This is a genomic window from Burkholderia sp. BCC1638 (assembly GCF_902833195.1).
GTDB lineage: Bacteria > Pseudomonadota > Gammaproteobacteria > Burkholderiales > Burkholderiaceae > Burkholderia > Burkholderia diffusa.
The window spans coordinates 34,300-52,071 of record NZ_CADFEC010000015.1; the positions used below are offsets into that span (position 1 = coordinate 34,300).

At 64.4% G+C, this 17,772-nt stretch carries 19 protein-coding genes; 15 read left to right on the forward strand and 4 right to left on the reverse strand.

Annotated features, from left to right (window positions below):
* Positions 1 to 5 precede the first annotated feature (5 nt).
* The 9 genes from infA to dsbD all read left to right on the forward strand — a co-directional run bounded on the left by infA (position 6) and on the right by dsbD (position 5,983).
* On the forward strand, positions 6 to 224 hold the full coding sequence (gene infA / locus HWX22_RS18785; protein WP_004521905.1) for a translation initiation factor IF-1: 219 nt from the start codon (positions 6 to 8) through the stop codon (positions 222 to 224).
* A gap of 20 nt (positions 225 to 244) precedes the next feature.
* Complete coding sequence (rpmJ, locus tag HWX22_RS18790) at positions 245 to 361, forward strand: 50S ribosomal protein L36 (protein WP_004199844.1); 117 nt, start codon at positions 245 to 247, stop codon at positions 359 to 361.
* Between the two features lie 38 nt (positions 362 to 399).
* Positions 400 to 765, forward strand: a complete 366-nt coding sequence (gene rpsM, locus HWX22_RS18795; RefSeq protein ID WP_039323572.1) for a 30S ribosomal protein S13 — start codon at positions 400 to 402, stop codon at positions 763 to 765.
* 28 nt (positions 766 to 793) lie between these two features.
* Positions 794 to 1,195, forward strand: a complete 402-nt coding sequence (gene rpsK / locus HWX22_RS18800) for a 30S ribosomal protein S11 (protein WP_004197937.1) — start codon at positions 794 to 796, stop codon at positions 1,193 to 1,195.
* A 155-nt stretch (positions 1,196 to 1,350) separates the two neighbouring features.
* A complete protein-coding gene (gene rpsD / locus HWX22_RS18805; RefSeq protein ID WP_012362893.1) occupies positions 1,351 to 1,974 on the forward strand; it encodes a 30S ribosomal protein S4 in 624 nt (207 codons plus the stop codon).
* Positions 1,975 to 2,098: 124 nt separating this feature from the next.
* The gene (rpoA, locus tag HWX22_RS18810) at positions 2,099 to 3,076 is read left to right on the forward strand and encodes a DNA-directed RNA polymerase subunit alpha (RefSeq protein ID WP_006477176.1); all 978 of its coding nucleotides are present in this window, start codon (positions 2,099 to 2,101) and stop codon (positions 3,074 to 3,076) included.
* A 136-nt stretch (positions 3,077 to 3,212) separates the two neighbouring features.
* A complete protein-coding gene (rplQ, locus tag HWX22_RS18815) occupies positions 3,213 to 3,608 on the forward strand; it encodes a 50S ribosomal protein L17 (protein WP_006477175.1) in 396 nt (131 codons plus the stop codon).
* 208 nt (positions 3,609 to 3,816) lie between these two features.
* A complete protein-coding gene (gene cutA / locus HWX22_RS18820) occupies positions 3,817 to 4,143 on the forward strand; it encodes a divalent-cation tolerance protein CutA (protein ID WP_124607287.1) in 327 nt (108 codons plus the stop codon).
* Positions 4,136 to 5,983, forward strand: coding sequence for a protein-disulfide reductase DsbD (gene dsbD, locus HWX22_RS18825; protein ID WP_175908468.1), 1,848 nt, complete (start codon positions 4,136 to 4,138; stop codon positions 5,981 to 5,983). The genes cutA and dsbD overlap by 8 nt, the downstream gene beginning before the upstream one ends.
* Before the next feature lie 115 nt (positions 5,984 to 6,098).
* Here the strand turns inward: dsbD and hemB are convergent, their stop codons facing one another.
* Both hemB and yihA read right to left on the reverse strand, forming a co-directional pair.
* Entirely contained in the window at positions 6,099 to 7,097 is a 999-nt protein-coding gene (gene hemB / locus HWX22_RS18830; RefSeq protein ID WP_059686546.1) for a porphobilinogen synthase, read from the reverse strand.
* A gap of 253 nt (positions 7,098 to 7,350) precedes the next feature.
* Positions 7,351 to 8,010, reverse strand: coding sequence for a ribosome biogenesis GTP-binding protein YihA/YsxC (gene yihA / locus HWX22_RS18835; protein WP_059505749.1), 660 nt, complete (start codon positions 8,008 to 8,010; stop codon positions 7,351 to 7,353).
* 218 nt (positions 8,011 to 8,228) lie between these two features.
* On the opposite strand from yihA, the gene HWX22_RS18840 reads away from it, so the two are divergent.
* From HWX22_RS18840 to msrQ, 5 genes are all read left to right on the forward strand, one after another.
* Positions 8,229 to 8,882, forward strand: coding sequence for a c-type cytochrome (locus HWX22_RS18840; protein WP_175908476.1), 654 nt, complete (start codon positions 8,229 to 8,231; stop codon positions 8,880 to 8,882).
* A gap of 201 nt (positions 8,883 to 9,083) precedes the next feature.
* Entirely contained in the window at positions 9,084 to 11,300 is a 2,217-nt protein-coding gene (locus tag HWX22_RS18845; protein WP_175916199.1) for a cytochrome c biogenesis protein ResB, read from the forward strand.
* Between the two features lie 4 nt (positions 11,301 to 11,304).
* A complete protein-coding gene (gene ccsB / locus HWX22_RS18850) occupies positions 11,305 to 12,495 on the forward strand; it encodes a c-type cytochrome biogenesis protein CcsB (RefSeq protein WP_059692389.1) in 1,191 nt (396 codons plus the stop codon).
* Between the two features lie 158 nt (positions 12,496 to 12,653).
* Positions 12,654 to 13,649: a protein-methionine-sulfoxide reductase catalytic subunit MsrP gene (msrP, locus tag HWX22_RS18855; RefSeq protein ID WP_175916200.1), complete on the forward strand. Its 996-nt coding sequence runs from the start codon at positions 12,654 to 12,656 to the stop codon at positions 13,647 to 13,649.
* A gap of 20 nt (positions 13,650 to 13,669) precedes the next feature.
* A complete protein-coding gene (gene msrQ / locus HWX22_RS18860) occupies positions 13,670 to 14,353 on the forward strand; it encodes a protein-methionine-sulfoxide reductase heme-binding subunit MsrQ (RefSeq protein WP_175916221.1) in 684 nt (227 codons plus the stop codon).
* Between the two features lie 86 nt (positions 14,354 to 14,439).
* Here msrQ and HWX22_RS18865 read toward each other — a convergent pair whose 3' ends face one another.
* Positions 14,440 to 14,721 (reverse strand): lipoprotein, encoded by a 282-nt coding sequence (locus tag HWX22_RS18865; protein WP_175916201.1) that lies wholly within the window; start codon positions 14,719 to 14,721, stop codon positions 14,440 to 14,442.
* A 36-nt stretch (positions 14,722 to 14,757) separates the two neighbouring features.
* Here HWX22_RS18865 and cyaY point away from each other — a divergent pair, with 36 nt between their 5' ends.
* A complete protein-coding gene (cyaY, locus tag HWX22_RS18870; protein ID WP_059820871.1) occupies positions 14,758 to 15,084 on the forward strand; it encodes an iron donor protein CyaY in 327 nt (108 codons plus the stop codon).
* Between the two features lie 97 nt (positions 15,085 to 15,181).
* Here the strand turns inward: cyaY and HWX22_RS18875 are convergent, their stop codons facing one another.
* A complete protein-coding gene (locus tag HWX22_RS18875; RefSeq protein WP_175916202.1) occupies positions 15,182 to 17,575 on the reverse strand; it encodes a penicillin-binding protein 1A in 2,394 nt (797 codons plus the stop codon).
* Positions 17,576 to 17,772: the final 197 nt, after the last annotated feature.

Consider the following 17,772-nt stretch of genomic DNA (forward strand, 5'->3'; position numbering starts at 1 on the left):
GGACTATGGCCAAAGACGATGTAATCCAGATGCAAGGTGAGGTGATCGAAAACCTCCCGAATGCGACCTTCCGTGTGAAGCTGGAAAACGGCCATGTCGTGTTGGGGCATATCTCCGGGAAGATGCGGATGCACTACATCCGCATCCTGCCGGGCGACAAGGTGACGGTTGAATTGACGCCTTACGATCTGTCTCGTGCGCGGATCGTGTTCCGGGCGAAGTGATTTGAAAAAAGGGTATTATCATGAAAGTGATGGCATCGGTTAAGCGCATTTGCCGCAATTGCAAGATCATCAAGCGCAAAGGCGTCGTTCGCGTGATCTGCAGCTCGGATCCGCGCCACAAGCAGCGCCAAGGCTGACCGCGCGTTTGTTTGCGCTTTTTGTTTGAGGAAAAACAATGGCTCGTATCGCAGGGGTTAACATCCCGAATCACCAGCATACCGAGATCGGCCTGACGGCAATCTTCGGTATCGGCCGCACGCGCTCGCGCAGCATCTGCACGGCAGCTGGCGTGGAATTCTCGAAGAAGGTCAAGGACCTGACCGACGCAGACCTCGAAAAGCTGCGTGAAGAAGTGGGCAAGTTCATCGTCGAAGGCGATCTGCGCCGTGAAGTGACGATGAACATCAAGCGCCTGATGGACCTCGGTTGCTACCGTGGTGTTCGTCATCGCAAGGGCCTGCCGATGCGCGGTCAGCGTACGCGTACGAACGCACGTACCCGCAAGGGTCCGCGTCGTGCAGCGCAAGCGCTGAAGAAGTAAGCGGAACTGACAGTTACAGGAAAACGTAATGGCTAAGGCTTCGAACACCGCGGCGCAACGCGTTCGCAAGAAGGTTAAGAAGAACGTCGCTGAAGGCGTGGTTCACGTTCACGCGTCGTTCAACAACACGATCATCACGATCACCGATCGCCAGGGCAATGCACTGGCATGGGCGACGTCGGGCGGCCAGGGCTTCAAGGGCTCGCGCAAGTCGACGCCGTTCGCTGCTCAGGTTGCTGCTGAGTCGGCCGGTCGCGTGGCGATGGAATACGGCGTGAAGAATCTGGAAGTGCGGATCAAGGGCCCGGGCCCGGGTCGTGAGTCGGCAGTGCGCGCACTGCATGGCCTCGGCATCAAGATCACCGCGATTTCGGACGTCACCCCGATTCCGCACAACGGCTGCCGTCCGCCGAAGCGCCGTCGTATCTAAGAATGTGCTGGCACGTTCGTGCTGGCACATTTGCCTGTCGCCGCGTAGCGTCGACGGGCGTTGCTTTTTTGATTGACTAAGCCCACCGTTCGCCCCAAAGGGCGCGAACTAGCGCGGATTTCGATCCGCGTGACTGATTGATAAAGGAATGCAAAGTGGCACGTTATATCGGCCCTAAGGCCAAGCTGTCCCGCCGTGAAGGCACCGACCTGTTCCTGAAGAGCGCGCGCCGCTCGCTCGCCGACAAGTGCAAGCTCGACAGCAAGCCGGGTCAGCACGGCCGTACCTCGGGTGCACGTACGTCCGACTATGGTACGCAGCTGCGTGAAAAGCAAAAGGTCAAGCGCATTTACGGCGTCCTGGAGCGTCAGTTCCGCCGCTACTTCGCTGAAGCCGACCGTCGCAAGGGCAACACGGGTGAAAACCTGCTGCAACTGCTCGAATCGCGTCTCGACAACGTCGTGTATCGCATGGGCTTCGGCTCGACCCGCGCTGAAGCGCGTCAGCTGGTGAGCCACAAGTCGATCACCGTGAACGGCGTCGTCGCGAACGTGCCGTCGCAGCAAGTGAAGGCGGGTGACGTCGTCGCGATCCGCGAAAAGGCAAAGAAGCAGGCGCGTATCGTCGAAGCGCTGTCGCTGGCCGAGCAAGGCGGCATGCCGAGCTGGGTTGCAGTCGATGCGAAGAAGTTCGAAGGCACGTTCAAGCAAATGCCGGAACGCGCTGACATCGCAGGCGACATCAACGAAAGCCTGATCGTCGAATTGTATTCGCGTTAATCCGATTGACGGCCGAGGTACCCCGATTGCGTTACGCAAGGAGGGGCCTCGGCTGTTTATTTTCTGGTTGTTACCGGTCAGCCTTATCGGTGTAACGAGCCGAGGGTATTGAAAAGGAAAGCCCATGCAAACCAGTTTGCTGAAACCCAAGATCATCGCCGTGGAATCGCTGGGCGAGAACCACGCGAGGGTGGTCATGGAACCGTTCGAACGCGGTTACGGCCACACCTTGGGCAATGCGCTTCGCCGCGTGCTGCTGTCGTCGATGGTTGGCTACGCGCCGACCGAAGTCACGATCGCCGGCGTGGTGCACGAGTATTCGACGCTTGATGGCGTGCAAGAGGACGTCGTCAACCTGCTGCTGAACCTGAAGGGTGTGGTGTTCAAGCTGCACAACCGTGACGAAGTGACGGTGACCCTGCGCAAGGAAGGCGAAGGCGTCGTCACGGCCGGCGATATCGAGCTGGCTCACGATTGCGAAGTCATCAACCCGAATCACGTGATCGCACACCTGTCGAAGGGCGGCAAGCTCGACGTTCAGATCAAGATCGAAAAGGGTCGCGGCTACGTGCCCGGCAACGTCCGTCGCTATGGCGAAGACACGGCCAAGATCATCGGCCGCATCGTTCTCGACGCGTCGTTCTCGCCGGTTCGCCGCGTGAGCTACGCAGTTGAAAGCGCACGTGTCGAGCAGCGTACCGACCTCGACAAGCTCGTGATGAACATCGAGACGAGCGGCGTGATCACCCCGGAAGAGGCGATCCGTCAATCGGCCCGCATCCTGGTCGACCAGCTGTCCGTGTTCGCGGCACTGGAAGGCACGGAAACGGCTGCAGAGGCACCGTCGCGCGCACCGCAGATCGATCCGATCCTGCTGCGTCCGGTGGACGATCTCGAGCTGACGGTTCGTTCGGCGAACTGCCTGAAGGCCGAGAACATCTACTACATCGGCGACCTGATCCAGCGCACGGAAAACGAGCTGCTGAAGACGCCGAACCTCGGTCGCAAGTCGCTCAACGAGATCAAGGAAGTGCTCGCTTCGCGCGGTCTCACGCTGGGCATGAAGCTCGAAAACTGGCCGCCGGCTGGTCTCGACAAGTAAGCCCGGTTGTTGCTGTAGTTGGCAAAGATGCGGATTTTCCTTTAAAATCCGCATCTTGCTTTTTTCGTTACCGGCCCGTGCACCCCAGCGGTGCGATAGAAGAGCTGGATCAAAACTTTGAATCAAGGAAACTGAAATGCGCCATCGTCATGGTCTGCGGAAACTGAACCGCACGAGCAGCCACCGTCTGGCTATGCTCCGTAACATGTCCAACTCGCTGATCGAGCACGAAGTCATCAAGACGACGCTGCCGAAGGCGAAGGAACTCCGTAAAGTCGTCGAGCCGCTGATCACGCTCGGCAAGAAGCCGTCGCTGGCAAACCGTCGCCTGGCGTTCAACCGCCTGCGCGATCGTGACTCGGTGGCGAAGCTGTTCGACGTGCTCGGTCCGCGTTTCGCGAACCGTCCGGGCGGCTACCTGCGCGTGCTGAAGTTCGGCTTCCGCGTCGGCGACAACGCACCGATGGCACTGGTCGAGCTGCTCGATCGTCCGGAAGTCGACGAAACGGAAAACGTGCAAGAAGCCGAGTAAGCTTCCAGCACGCAGCAGTATCTGAAAAGGGCCGGGCAATTGCTTGGCCCTTTTTGTTTTTTGTAGCGCCGCGGGCTGCGATCGATTGTCGCAGCCCGCAGCCGGCAGCGTCGCGCGGGCTGCGCTACGATACGGAACTGTCGGCGCGGGCCTTCGATGGGCCGATCGTGGCGGCGGAAGCCGGTAAAAACCAGCCAGGAGGGCGCGTATGGTGGTGGTGTTGATGCTGACGACGGTGCCGGATGCGGCGACGGCTGCAGCGCTCGCCGACGGCGCGCTCGATGCGCGGCTTGCCGCGTGCGTATCGGAGCTCGGTGCGATCAAGTCGCGCTACCACTGGCAGGGCAAGGTCGAGGCGGCCGACGAGATCCAGTTGCTGTTCAAGACGAGCCCCGTGCGCTCGCTCGAACTGGAGCGATTTATTCTCGCGCATCATCCGTACGAGACGCCGGAAATCGTCTCGTGGCAGGCGACGGCTTCGGCCGCATACGGCCAGTGGGTGACCAGCGAAACTCAACGTCTATTTCATGTTTAACGGTATGGCGCTTTCCGTGCGCGTGCGCGCGCTGCGGGTCCTCGCAGTCCTGTTGTCGTTCATGTTCGTGCTGGGCGGCCTCTCGGTCGCGCGCGCGGCCGACGATTTTCTCGATCCGTCGGTCGCATTCAAATTCAGCGCGAGCGAAGCGCCAGGGCAGGTGGACGTCCGCTTCAAGGTCGCCAATGGCTATTACCTGTACCGCGAGCGGTTCGCTTTCGCGGTGAAGGGCGGGCAGGCGACGCTCGGCGATCCACTGTTCCCGGCCGGTCATGTGAAGTTCGACCAGACGTTCCAGAAGGAAGTCGAGACCTATCGCGACGAGGTCGTGATTCATGTGCCGGTCAAGCAGGCGGCGGGGCCGTTCGAGCTCGCGGTGACGTCGCAGGGGTGCGCCGACGAAGGGATCTGCTATCCGCCTGCGGAGCACGTCGTAAAGGTCGACGGCGCGGCGCTGGGCGCGGCCGCGCCGGCCGATGGCGCACCGGCCTCGGGCAACTGGTTCGACAAGGTCACGAGCGCGGATTTCGCGCAGTCGCTGCTCGAGGGGCACGGCTTCTTCACGATCGTCGCGCTGTATTTCGTCGCGGGCGTCGTCCTGAGTCTCCTGCCCTGTTCGTATCCGATGATTCCGATCGTGTCGGCGATCATCATCGGCCAGGGCACGCGGGCGACGCATGCGCGCGGCTTTGCGCTGTCGCTGACGTACGTGGTCGGCATGGCGCTCGTCTATACGGTGCTGGGCATTGCGGCGGCGCTGGTCGGCCAGAGCCTTGGCGCGTGGTTGCAGAACCCGTGGGTGCTCGGCGCGTTCGGCGTGTTGCTCACGGCATTCGCGGTATCGCTGATTTCCGGCAAGGACATCGCGTTGCCCGAGCGCTGGCAGAACGGCGCGGCCGAAGCCTCGCGCGCGCGGCAGGGCGGGCACTTCGTCGCGGTCGCCGCGATGGGTGCGTTGTCGGCGCTGGTCGTCGGCGCGTGCATGACGGCGCCGCTGTTCGCGGTGCTCGCGTTCATCGCGCACACCGGCAATGCATGGCTCGGCGGCGCCGCGCTGTTCGCGATGGGGCTGGGGCTCGGCGTGCCGCTGCTCGTCGTCGGCGTCGGTGCCGGCACGGTGCTGCCGCGCGCGGGCGCATGGATGGATGGCGTGAAGGTGTTCTTCGGCATCGTGCTGCTCGCCGCCGCGCTGTGGATCGTGTGGCCGGTGCTCGCGGGCGGGCTGAAGATGGTGCTCGCTGCGCTGTGGCTGCTCGTCGCGGCGGCGGCGCTCGGCTTGTTCACGCCGCATGCCGGCGCCGCGTCGATCTGGCGCCGTCTCGGTCGCGGCCTCGGTGCAGCGCTCGCGATCTGGGCCGCGACGCTGCTCGTCGGGCTCGCGGCGGGCTCCAACGACCCCGTGAAGCCGCTGGCCGTACTCGCGGCGCGCACGGTTGCGTCGGGCGATGCGTCGGCAGCCGGCGCGGCGGCCGGGCAGGCGGGCCCCGCGTTCGCGGCGGTGCGCTCCAGCGGCGAGCTCGACGCGCTGCTGAAGACGTCGGGCCGACCCGTGATGCTCGACTTCTATGCCGACTGGTGCGTGAGCTGCAAGGAAATGGAGCATCTGACGTTCACCGATTCGCGCGTGCAGGCGCGGCTCGCGCAGCTTCACCTGGTGCGCGCGGACGTCACCGCGAACAATCCGGCCGACCAGGCGCTCCTCAAGCGCTTCAACCTGTTCGGGCCGCCGGGCATCATTTTCTTCGATCGCAACGGCAATGAGATCGGCCGCGTGGTCGGCTATCAGGCGGCCGAGACGTTCCTGCGCAGCCTCGATCGCGCGGCGGTGCCGACGGTGTAAGGCGCGCGCGTCCGTGCATATGGGCGCTTGCTACGCCGACCGGACGACAAATACAAAACGGCGGGACACCGATAAAGTGTCCCGCCGTTTTTCTTGATATGCGCCGTCGTGCGGCTCAGCGCTGCGCTTTCAGCAGACGGGCAGCGTCGAGCGCGAAGTACGTGAGGACACCGTCGGCGCCCGCGCGCTTGAATGCGAGCAGCGATTCGAGCACGACCTTGTCATGGTCGAGCCAGCCGTTCATCGCGGCGGCCTTCAGCATCGCGTATTCGCCGCTCACCTGGTACACGTAGGTCGGGAAGCGGAACTCGTCCTTCACGCGGCGCACGATGTCGAGATACGGCATGCCGGGCTTGACCATCACCATGTCGGCGCCTTCGTCGATGTCGAGGCGCACTTCGCGCAGCGCTTCGTCGCTGTTCGCGGGATCCATCTGGTAGGTCATCTTGTTGCCCTTGCCCAGATTGGACGCCGAGCCGACCGCATCGCGGAACGGGCCGTAGAACGCCGACGCGAACTTGGCCGAATAGGCCATGATGCGCGTATGGATATGGCCGTCGCTTTCCAGCATCTCGCGGACCGCGCCGATGCGCCCGTCCATCATGTCCGACGGCGCGACGATGTCGACGCCGGCTTCCGCCTGCGCGCGCGCCTGATCGACCAGGATCTCGATCGTGTCGTCGTTGATCACGTAGCCGTTTTCGTCGAGCACGCCGTCCTGGCCGTGGCTCGTGTACGGATCGAGCGCGACGTCGGTCAGCACGCCGAGCTCGGGGAAACGCTTCTTCAGCTCGCGCACCGCGCGCGGGATCAGGCCTTCCGGATTGGCCGCTTCGCGGCCGTCGGGCGTTTTCAGCGACGGCTCGATGGCCGGGAACAGCGACAGCACGGGCACGCCGAGTTCGACGCACTGCTCGGCGACATGCATCAGCAGATCGACCGACACGCGCTCGACGCCGGGCATCGACGGGACGGCCTGGCGTTCGTTGGTACCGTCGACGACGAACACCGGGTAGATCAGGTCGTCGGTGGTCAGGCGGTTTTCGCGCATCAGGCGCCGGGAGAAGTCGTCGCGGCGCATCCGGCGCGGACGATGAAGCGGATGGAAGCTCATGGCGATTTGGCAGAAATCAGGGCAAGAAGGACCTTACGGAACCCTTAGGTCATTTTCGAGATCGTTGGTATATGATAGCGATCGAGCGGCACGCGTCGCGTGCAGCTCCCCGCTTCTCCTCCCTGAGCGGGTGCCTGTCGTTTTTCGATTAGGCTGTTTGACCCGCCGTTCAACGGCGGGTTTTTTTATGAGCCGGCCGAATTCGCAGGTGCCGTCAGGTGCGCACGGCCGATCCCGGCCGCGCGTTGCCCGCTCATTGTGCTACAGGCTCGCCTTTTTCGTCGGCGGCGGACGGCCGTACCCAGCTCTCGATCAGCTCATGCGCCTCGTCGAGCCCCGTGCGCTTCAGCGCCGAGAACAGCTGGACGGTCAGCTTGCCCTTCACGCCCTGGTCGCGATACGCGTCGAGTCCCTTCTGCGTGTTACGGAGCGCGTTGATGCTTTCCTGGCGCGTCAATTTGTCGCACTTCGTCAGCAGCGTGTGGATCGGCTTGCCGGTCGGCGCGAACCACTCGATCATCCGGCGATCGAGGTCGGTCAGCGGGCGGCGCGAATCCATCATCAGGATCAGGCCGCAGAGCTGCGAACGCGTCGCGAGATAGGACGACAGCAGCATTTCCCAGTGGGCCTTCGCGGCCCCCGGCACTTCCGCGTAACCGTAGCCGGGCAGGTCGACCAGGTTCGCGACGGGCTCGGCGGCCGGGCCGACGGAGAAGTAGTTGATGTGCTGCGTGCGGCCGGGCGTCTTCGACGCGAACGCGAGCCGCTTCTGATTGCACAGCACGTTGATCGCCGTCGATTTGCCGGCATTCGAGCGGCCCGCGAACGCGATTTCCGGTTGCACCGTCGGCGGCAGGTCGCGCAGATGGTTGACGGTCGTGTAGAAGCGGGCTTGATGGAGCAAAAAGGCCATGGGGGAAACCGGAGGGACGGGGCGGCGCGAGCCGCTTGGTGGAGGCGGGGTAGCCCCGATAGGCGCGGGAGCTTTCAGCGCGATATTGTACAATACGCCGGTTTTGCCGAAGGGCTGCGGGCGCCTGCCTCGCGCTTTTATGCAGCTTCTGCGGTAGACTGGTCGACGTCGTTTTTTGCAGAACCTCAAATTCCCACAAGACGAAACAGGGTGTGCGAATGAATCGACTGTGCAAGTCTCTGATGGTGCTTCAGGTTGCAGCAGGGTTCGTAGGTTTCGTAGCGGAGGCAAACGCGGCGGATGCGGCAAAGCCGGATCTGGACCGCGGCAAGGCGATTGCCGGGCAAGTCTGCGCGTCGTGTCACGGCGCCGACGGCAACAGCGCATCGGGCAGTTTTCCGAAGCTCGCCGGCCAGCATCCCGAATATCTGGTCAAGCAGTTGAACGACTTCAAGGCCCAGCCGGGTGCGAAGGGGCCGGCGCGGACCAATCCGGTGATGGTCGGGTTTGCGAGCGCGTTGAGCGCGGACGACATGCGCAACGTCGCCGCGTATTACGGATCGCAGTCCACGAAGCTCGGTACCGCACGCGATGCGGCGACCGTGCCGATCGGCCAGAAGATTTATCGCGGCGGCATCGCGGAAAAGGGTGTGCCCGCCTGCGCGAGCTGCCACGGGCCGACGGGGCAGGGGATTCCGGTCCAGTACCCGCGTTTGTCGGGGCAGTGGGCCGATTACACGGTGGCCCAATTGACCGCGTTCCAGCAGGGTGCCGGCGCGCGCAACAACAACGAGGCGATGCATCAGATCGCATCGCGACTGTCGGACAACGAGATCAAGGCCGTCGCGGATTACATCGCGGGCCTGCGTTGAACGGACGGTCGCGAATGGAATGACCGGGCGCCCGAAGGGCGGCCGGAGTCAGAACAAGAAAAGGGTGGGGCGCCGCACCGTTGCGGTTGCCTCGCCCTTTTTTGTCGGCACTCGCCGGGCCGTCCCAAGAGTGCTGACCGCCCCCTTGGGGGCAGCGAACATAGTGAGCGTGGGGGCTGTTTCCCCTTAGTCGGAGTTTGAATGAGCGTTACCACGTCGGGGTTGCAGTCGAAGTCGGGTCAAAGTGCGTCCAGGCGCGCGGTCGAGTTGCTGAGCTCGATGCGCTTCGCGATCGCACTGTTGGTGGTGCTGTCGATCGCGAGCATCGTCGGGACGGTCCTGACCCAGGATGACCCGTATCCGAACTACGTGAACCAGTTCGGGCCATTCTGGGCGGACATCTTCCGCTCGCTGGGCCTGTACAACGTGTACAGCGCGTGGTGGTTCATGCTGATCCTGATCTTCCTCGTCGTGTCGATCTCGCTGTGTGTGATCCGCAACGCGCCGAAGATGCTTGCCGACGCGAAGAGCTGGAAGGACAAGGTGCGCGAAGGCAGCCTGCGCGCCTTCCACCACAAGGCCGAATACTCGGCGTCCGGCACGCGCGCGACCGTCGCGGCCTCGCTTGCCACGTTCGTCACCAAGGCCGGCTACAAGCAGGTCGTGCGTGAAACCGACGGTGCAACGCTGATCTCCGCGAAACGCGGCGCGCTGACGAAGTGGGGCTACATCTCCGCGCACCTTGCGATCGTCGTGATCTGTATCGGCGGCCTGCTGGACAGCAACCTGCCGATCAAATTCCAGATGTGGATGTTCGGCAAGAGCCCGGTCAACACGAGCGCGACGATCAGCGAAATCTCGCCCGACCATCGGTTGTCCGCGTCGAACCCGACCTTCCGCGGCTACGCGTGGGTGCCGGAAGGCCAGTTCGTGTCGACCGCGATCCTGAACCAGCCGAGCGGTTCGCTGATCCAGGACCTGCCCTTCTCGATCCAGCTCAACAAGTTCATCGTCGATTACTACACGACGGGGATGCCGAAGCTGTTCGCGAGCGACATCGTCGTGATCGATCGCGAGACGGGCCAGAAGATCCCGGCGCGCGTCGAGGTCAACAAGCCGTTCACGTACAAGGGCGTGTCCATCTACCAGTCGAGCTTCCAGGACGGCGGCTCGCAGATGGAGATGACGGCCTACCCGATGACGGGCGGCAACGCGAAGACCTTCGCGGTGAAGGGCACGATCGGCAGCACGGCGCCGCTGCAGATGGCGGGCAGCGATGGCGACACGATCGAATTCTCCGACTTCCGCGCGATCAACGTCGAGAACATGGCGGACGCGAACGGCAAGCCGGACGTGCGCGGCGTCGCGAAGACGGAGTCGCTCAAGGAAGCGTTCGACGAGCGGCTCGGTTCGGGCGCGAAGACGTCGAAGCCGATGCAGCTCCACAACATCGGCCCGTCGGTGCAGTACAAGATTCGCGGCAAGGACGGCCAGGCGCGCGAATTCAACAACTACATGCTGCCCGTCGACATGGGCGGCACGCGCGTGTTCCTCGCCGGCGTGCGCGCGAGCCCGAACGATCCGTTCCGCTACATGCGGATTCCGGCCGACAGCCAGGATTCGATCGGCGAATGGATGCGACTGCGCGCCGCGCTCGAGGATCCGGCCGTGCGTGCCGATGCCGCCGCACGTTTCGCGCAGCGTTCGCTGCCGACGACCGAAGCGTCGCTGCGCGGCCGCCTGCAGGACAGTGCGTTCAAGGTGCTGACCCTTTTTGCGGCGAGCGACGACAGCGTCGGCCGCGGCGCCGACGGCCAGCCGGTCGGCGGCTTCCAGGCGGTGGCGACGTTCATCGACCGCTCGGTGCCGAAGGCCGAGCAGGAAAAGGCGGCCAGCCTGCTGCTGCGCATGCTCGAGGGTTCGATGTGGGAAGTCTGGCAGATCGCGCGCGAGCGTGCCGGTGAGCCGGCCGCCCAGCAGGGCACCGACACGATCCGCTTCGTGCAGAACGCGATCAATGCGCTATCCGACAGCTTCTTGTACGGATCGCCGGTCTATTTGCAGCTCGACTCCTTCAAGCAGGTCCAAGCTTCGGTATTTCAGCTGACGCGCGCACCCGGCAAGAATCTGGTGTATCTTGGCAGCCTGCTGTTGGTCGCCGGCATCTTCTCGATGTTCTACGTGCGCGAGCGGCGCCTGTGGTTCTGGCTCAAGGACGCCGGTTCGGGCGTCGATGTGGTGATGGCGATGTCCACGGCCCGCAAGACCTTCGATTTCGAGAAAGAATTCGTGCAGACGCGCGACGCGGCCGGCGCCGCCTTGCGCGCCACGCCGCGCGACGCCGCACCCGCCGGTGCGGCAGCGACTGCCCGTTCGCCCGCCGGCGACGGTTCCGATTCCGAGAATTCCACCCGGTAACATCATGGATCTCACTCAAGTTTCCTCTTCCCGTTCGGGGCCGGTCCAGGCCCCGAATCCGGCGCCGTTGTTCGACGACCGTCCGTTCCTCGCGCGCCTGTCGATCATCGACTGGCTGTTCGCCCTGGCACTCGTGGTCGGCGCGGGCTATGCGTTCGTGCATTACAACGAACACATGAATTACTACGACAAGGCGGTGATGATCGGCACGGTGCCGGCGCTTGTCGTGCTCGGCTGGCGCTGGAAGCCTGCGCGGCTGATGATGGCGTCGATCGCGGTGCTGTCGCTGCTGTCGATCCAGATCTACCAGGGCGATCTCGCGCGCGCCGATTCGGCGTTCTTCCTCAAGTACTTCCTGTCGAGCCAGTCCGCGATCCTGTGGATGAGCGCGCTGTTCGTGCTCGCGACGATCTTCTACTGGATCGGCCTGCTCGCGCGCTCCGAATCGGGCTCCGCGATTGGCCAGAAACTGACGTGGGTCGCGGTGCTGATGGGTTTCACCGGCCTGATGGTGCGCTGGTACGAGTCCTACCTGATCGGTGCCGACGTCGGGCATATCCCGGTGTCGAATCTGTATGAAGTCTTCGTGCTGTTCAGCCTGATCACCGCACTGCTTTACCTGTATTACGAAGGCCACTACGGCACGCGCTCGCTTGGCGCGTTCGTGCTGCTGGTCATCAGCGCGGCCGTCGGCTTCCTGATGTGGTACTCGGTCGCGCGCGATGCGCAGCAGATCCAGCCGCTCGTGCCGGCGCTGCAGAGCTGGTGGATGAAGATTCACGTGCCGGCGAACTTCATCGGCTACGGCAGCTTCGCGCTGTCGGCGATGGTGTCGGTCGCGTACCTGATGAAGGAGCGCGGCGTGCTCGCCGATCGCCTGCCGACGCTCGAGGTGCTCGACGACGTGATGTACAAGTCGATCGCGGTCGGTTTCGCGTTCTTCACGATCGCGACGATCCTCGGCGCGCTGTGGGCCGCTGAAGCATGGGGCGGTTACTGGAGCTGGGATCCGAAGGAAACCTGGGCGCTGATTGTGTGGCTCAACTACGCGGCCTGGCTGCACATGCGCCTGATGAAGGGCCTGCGCGGCGCGGTCGCCGCCTGGTGGGCGCTCACGGGCCTGCTCGTGACGACGTTCGCGTTCCTCGGCGTCAACATGTTCCTGTCCGGGCTGCATAGCTACGGCAAGCTGTAAGATTTCCGACGTTGGTCCGACAAAAGACCGCCGGCGCACTGCGTGCCCGGCGGTTTTCTTTTGTAACGGGCGGGCGGTCCGGGCGTCGAACGGCGCAGCACGGGTCGGGTCGAACGCTCATGAAGCGTGCGCGCCGCGCATGCAGGAGGAGCAGCACGATGTGGATCAAACACTCTTTGCGCACCGTACTGACCGGCGGTGATATCGCGCAGAGCCAGATTACGCCGCGCGCGGTATTCGAGAACCGGCGGCGCGTATTGCAGGCCGCCGGCCTGGCGGCGGCGGGCGGATTGCTCGGCGGCAGCGGCGCGGCATTCGCGGCCTATGCGTCGCCGGACGCGCGGGCCGCGAAGCTCGCGGCGAAAACCAACCCTAGGTTCGTCGCGGCCGACAAGGTGACGCCGTTCAAGGACATCACGTCCTACAACAACTTCTACGAATTCGGCACCGACAAGAGCGACCCGGCCCAGAACGCGGGCACGCTGCGGCCGCGCCCGTGGCGCGTGAGCGTCGAGGGCGAGGTGCTGCACCCGAAGGTGTTCGATCTCGACGAACTGCTGAAGCTCGCACCGCTCGAGGAGCGCGTGTACCGGCTGCGTTGCGTCGAAGGATGGTCGATGGTGATCCCGTGGGTCGGCGTGCCGCTGTCCGAGCTGATCAAACGCGTACAGCCGACCGGCAACGCGAAATACGTGCAATTCATCACGCTGGCCGATCCGTCGCAGATGCCTGGGCTGTCGGCGCCGGTGCTCGATTGGCCGTACTCGGAAGGGCTGCGGATGGACGAGGCGATGAATCCGCTGACGCTGCTGACGATGGGCGTGTACGGCCAGGTGCTGCCGAACCAGAACGGCGCGCCGGTGCGGATCGTCGTGCCGTGGAAGTACGGCTTCAAGAGCGCGAAGTCGCTGGTGAAGATCCGCTTCGTCGACAAGCAGCCGAAGACGAGCTGGAACACGTATGCGTCGAACGAATACGGCTTCTATTCGAACGTGAACCCGAACGTCGATCACCCGCGCTGGAGCCAGGCGACCGAGCGCCGGATCGGCGAGGACGGCTTCTTCACGCCGAAGCGCAAGACGCTGATGTTCAACGGCTACGGCGATCTCGTCGCGTCGATGTATCAGGGCATGGACCTGAAAAAGAACTTCTGAGCGCGCCGGTGAGAAACGACATTCCTTCCTCCACGCTGACGCCCGCGCGCGCGTCCGGCATGCGCACGGCTGCCGCCGGTGGTGCCGGCGCGGCGCGTACCGCCTCGCCGCGCTGGCTTGCCCCCGCCAAGGTGCTGGTGTTCGCGGCGGGCCTCTATCCGCTCGCGCGTCTCGTGCTGTTCGGGCTGACCGACCGGCTCGGCGCGAACCCGATCGAGTTCGTCACGCGTTCGACGGGCCTCTGGACGCTGGTGATGCTCTGCATCACGCTCGCCGTCACGCCGATTCGGCGCGTGACGGGCGTTCCCGCGTTGCTGCGCTTTCGTCGGATGATCGGCCTGTTCGCGTTCTTTTACGCGACGCTGCATTTCACGACGTATCTGTGGTTCGACAAGTGGTTCGACGTGCTCGCGATCCTGAAGGACGTCGGCAAGCGTCCGTTCATCACGGTCGGCTTCGCCGCGTTCGTGCTGCTGATTCCGCTGGCCGCGACGTCGCCGCGCGCGATGGTGCGCCGGCTCGGCCGTCACTGGACGACGCTGCATCGCGCAATCTATGCGATTGCGCTGCTCGGCGTGCTGCATTTCTGGTGGATGAGGGCAGGCAAGCACAATCTCGCGCAGCCGAAGCTCTACGCGACGATCGTCGCGGTGCTGCTCGGCTGGCGGCTGCTTGAATGGGGCTGGCGGCGCATCCGTGCATGACGATGCGGGCCTGAAAAAAACAAAAGGCGATGACGGGAAGTCATCGCCTTTGTTGCGAACGAAACCGCGCGAGCGGCGGCGTGCGATTACTGCGCGACAGCCGGGCCGGATGCGGGCGTCGCGGCCTTCGACGCATTGCTCGACAGTTCCGGCGACAGTGTGAGCGGCGTGCCGGAAGAATCGGGAATGCTTTCGGTCGACGCGTTTTCATCGGTCGGCATGACGTCCGATGGCGGGGTGTCCTGCTGCTGGATGGGCTTCGCCGGCAACGGCGGCACGGTGGGCAGATAGAGCGGGCCGCGTTGACCGCAGCCGGCAAGTATCGCCAAAGCCGCTACAATCGCGCTCATCCGGAAAACGACTCGCATGATCGTCCCTGAACAATTTAACCGATAGAGTTTAGCATGTCCGATACTGAATACCTGGCCCGTGCCGAGGCCGTGCTGGCGGCCGTCGAGCGTACCGTGGATGCCGCGAACGACGGCGACCACGACATCGATCTGGAGCGCAACGGCAGCGTGCTGACGCTGACGTTCGAGAACGGCTCGAAGATCATCATCAATCTCCAGCCGCCGATGAAGGAACTGTGGATCGCCGCGAAGGCGGGCGGATTCCATTACCGTTTCGTCGACGGCGAATGGCGCGATACGCGCACCGGCTCCGAGTTCTTCGCGGCGCTCACAGAGTACGCGACGCAACAGGCCGGCCAGCCGATCACGTTCGGCGCGTAACGTCCGGCGCTCGCCCGGCCGGGCGCCCGATACGCCGGATCGAAGCACAAGAAAAAAGCGCCCTGCGGGGCGCTTTTTTCATGCTCGGCCGTTCGTGTCAATGGCCGCGGAACAGGTTCATGATGTCCTGCTTCTCCTGCTCGTCGACGTGCGGCACGGGTTCGTCGGTGTTTTGCATTGCCGGCGCCTGCGGCACGCCGACCGTCGACACGAAGCCGTGTCCCGGCGTGAACTCGGTGAAGTAAAGCTCGCTGCCGAGCGCCTGGACGTCGTCCGGCATCGTCGGCTTGAACTCCGGCGTGCCCTTCAGCGCCGCGCCCATGTAGTCGATCCAGACCGGCAGCGACAGGCCGCCGCCGGTTTCGCGATCGCCGAGGCTGCGCGGATTGTCGTAGCCGATCCACGCGATCGCCGCGAGCGTGTGCTGGTAGCCGGCGAACCATGCGTCGTGCGAATCGTTCGTCGTACCGGTCTTGCCGGCGAGGTCGGTGCGCTTCAGCACGTTCGTGCGCGCGCCCGTGCCGCGCTGCGCGACACTCTGCAGCAGGCTGTTCATCACGTACGCGTTGCGCGCGTCGATTGCGCGCGGCGCGTTCTGCTCGGCGATGAGCGGCTGCGCGCGGGCGACGATCGCGCCATTCGGATCGGTCACTTCGGCGATCAGGTACGGATTCACGCGGAAGCCGCCGTTCGCGAACACCGAGTACGCGCCGGCCATCTGCAACGGCGTGACCTGGCCCGCGCCGAGCGCCATCGGCAGATACGCCGGATGGCGGTCGGCGTCGAAGCCGAAGCGCGTGATGTACTGCTGCGCGTACTTCGTGCCGATGTGGTTCAGGATCCGGATCGACACGAGATTGCGCGAGCGCTGCAGCGCGGTGCGCATCGACATCGGGCCTTCGAAGCCGCCACCGTAGTTCTTCGGCTCCCACGGCTGGCCGCCGGTTTCCGCGGCGCTGAAATACAGCGGGCCGTCATTGATCACCGTGGCCGGCCCGAGGCCCTTGTCGAGCGACGCCGAGTAGATGAACGGCTTGAACGACGAACCCGGTTGCCGCCACGCCTGCGTGACGTGGTTGAACTTGTTCTTGTTGTAGTCGAAGCCGCCGACGAGCGAGCGGATCGCACCGTCCTGCGGGACGATCGAGATGAACGCGCCTTCGACCTGCGGCAACTGCGTGATCGCCCACTTGCCTGCGTCGTTCTTCACGACCCGGACGATCGCGCCCGGCCGGATGCGGCGGTTCGGCTGCGCGCTGGCCGACAGCGCGCCCGACGCGAATCGCAGGTTGTCGCCTTCGATCGTCGCGCTGCTGCCGTCGATGAAGGCGACGGTGATCTGGCGCGAAGTTGCGGCGGTGACGACCGCCGCGACGAGTTCGCCGTTGTCGGGGTGCTCGAGCAGCGCGTCGTCGATCGCCTGTTCGCGGTCGTCGGCGCCGGCCGGCAGCTCGATGAAGCCTTCCGGCCCGCGATAGCCGTGGCGGCGCTCGTAATCCATGATGCCCTTGCGCAGCGCGGTGTACGCGACCTGCTGGTCGGCGGAGTCGATCGTCGTGACGACGTTGAAGCCGCGCGTGTAGGTTTCCTCGCGGTACTGCGCGTACATCATCTGACGGACCATTTCCGCGACGTACTCGGCGTGCACGCTGAACTCGCGGCCCGCGCCCTTGACGACGAGCGGCTGCGCGACGGCTTCGTCGTACTGCTCGCGCGTGATGAAGTTCAGCTCGAGCATCCGTTGCAGGATGTATTCCTGGCGCACCTTCGCGCGCTTCGGATTGACGACCGGGTTATACGCGGACGGCGCCTTCGGCAGCCCCGCGAGCATTGCCGCTTCCGCGAGCGTGATGTCCTTGAGGTCCTTGCCGAAATAGACCCGCGCGGCGCTCGCGAAGCCATACGCACGCTGGCCGAGATAGATCTGATTCATGTAGACCTCGAGAATCTGATCCTTCGTCAGCGCGCGCTCGATCCGGTACGCGAGCAGCATCTCGTAGATCTTGCGCGTGTAGGTCTTTTCGCTCGACAGGAAGAAGTTGCGCGCGACCTGCATCGTGATCGTGCTCGCGCCCTGCGACGCATGGCCGTTCGTCAGCGCGACGAAGCCGGCGCGGGCGATGCCGGTGAGGTCGACGCCGCCGTGATCGTAGAAGCGCGCGTCCTCGATCGCGAGGATCGCCTTCTTGAGCGAGTCGGGCACGTCCTTGAAATGGACGATGTCGCGGCGTTCCTCGCCGAATTCGCCGATCAGCACGTGATCCGACGTGTAGATCCGCAGCGGTACCTTCGGACGATAGTCGGTCAGCGCGTCGAGCGACGGCATGTTCGGCCACGCGACGACGAGCGCGTAGCCGAGCACGAGGCCGCCCGCCACGACGAGGGCCACGCACATCGCGGCGAGGCCGATCAGGACTTTCAGCCACCAGGACCGCTTCTTCGGCTCGGGCGCGGGAGGCGGGGACGTAGGAGACGTGGATTGCATAGGCATACCGGAAAACAGTCCCGCGATTATAGCTGCCCGGTAAGACGGCCCCTGACGCGGGGGACGTCCGCCGACACGTGGCGGATCGCGGTGCCGCCAGTATGGCCTCTGCGCGGCCGCTCCGTGCCACGACTGGCCGTTCGGCCGACTGTCTGGCGCGCGCGCCGCTTTGCAGAATCAGGCCTCGGAAACGCGGCGTGGGC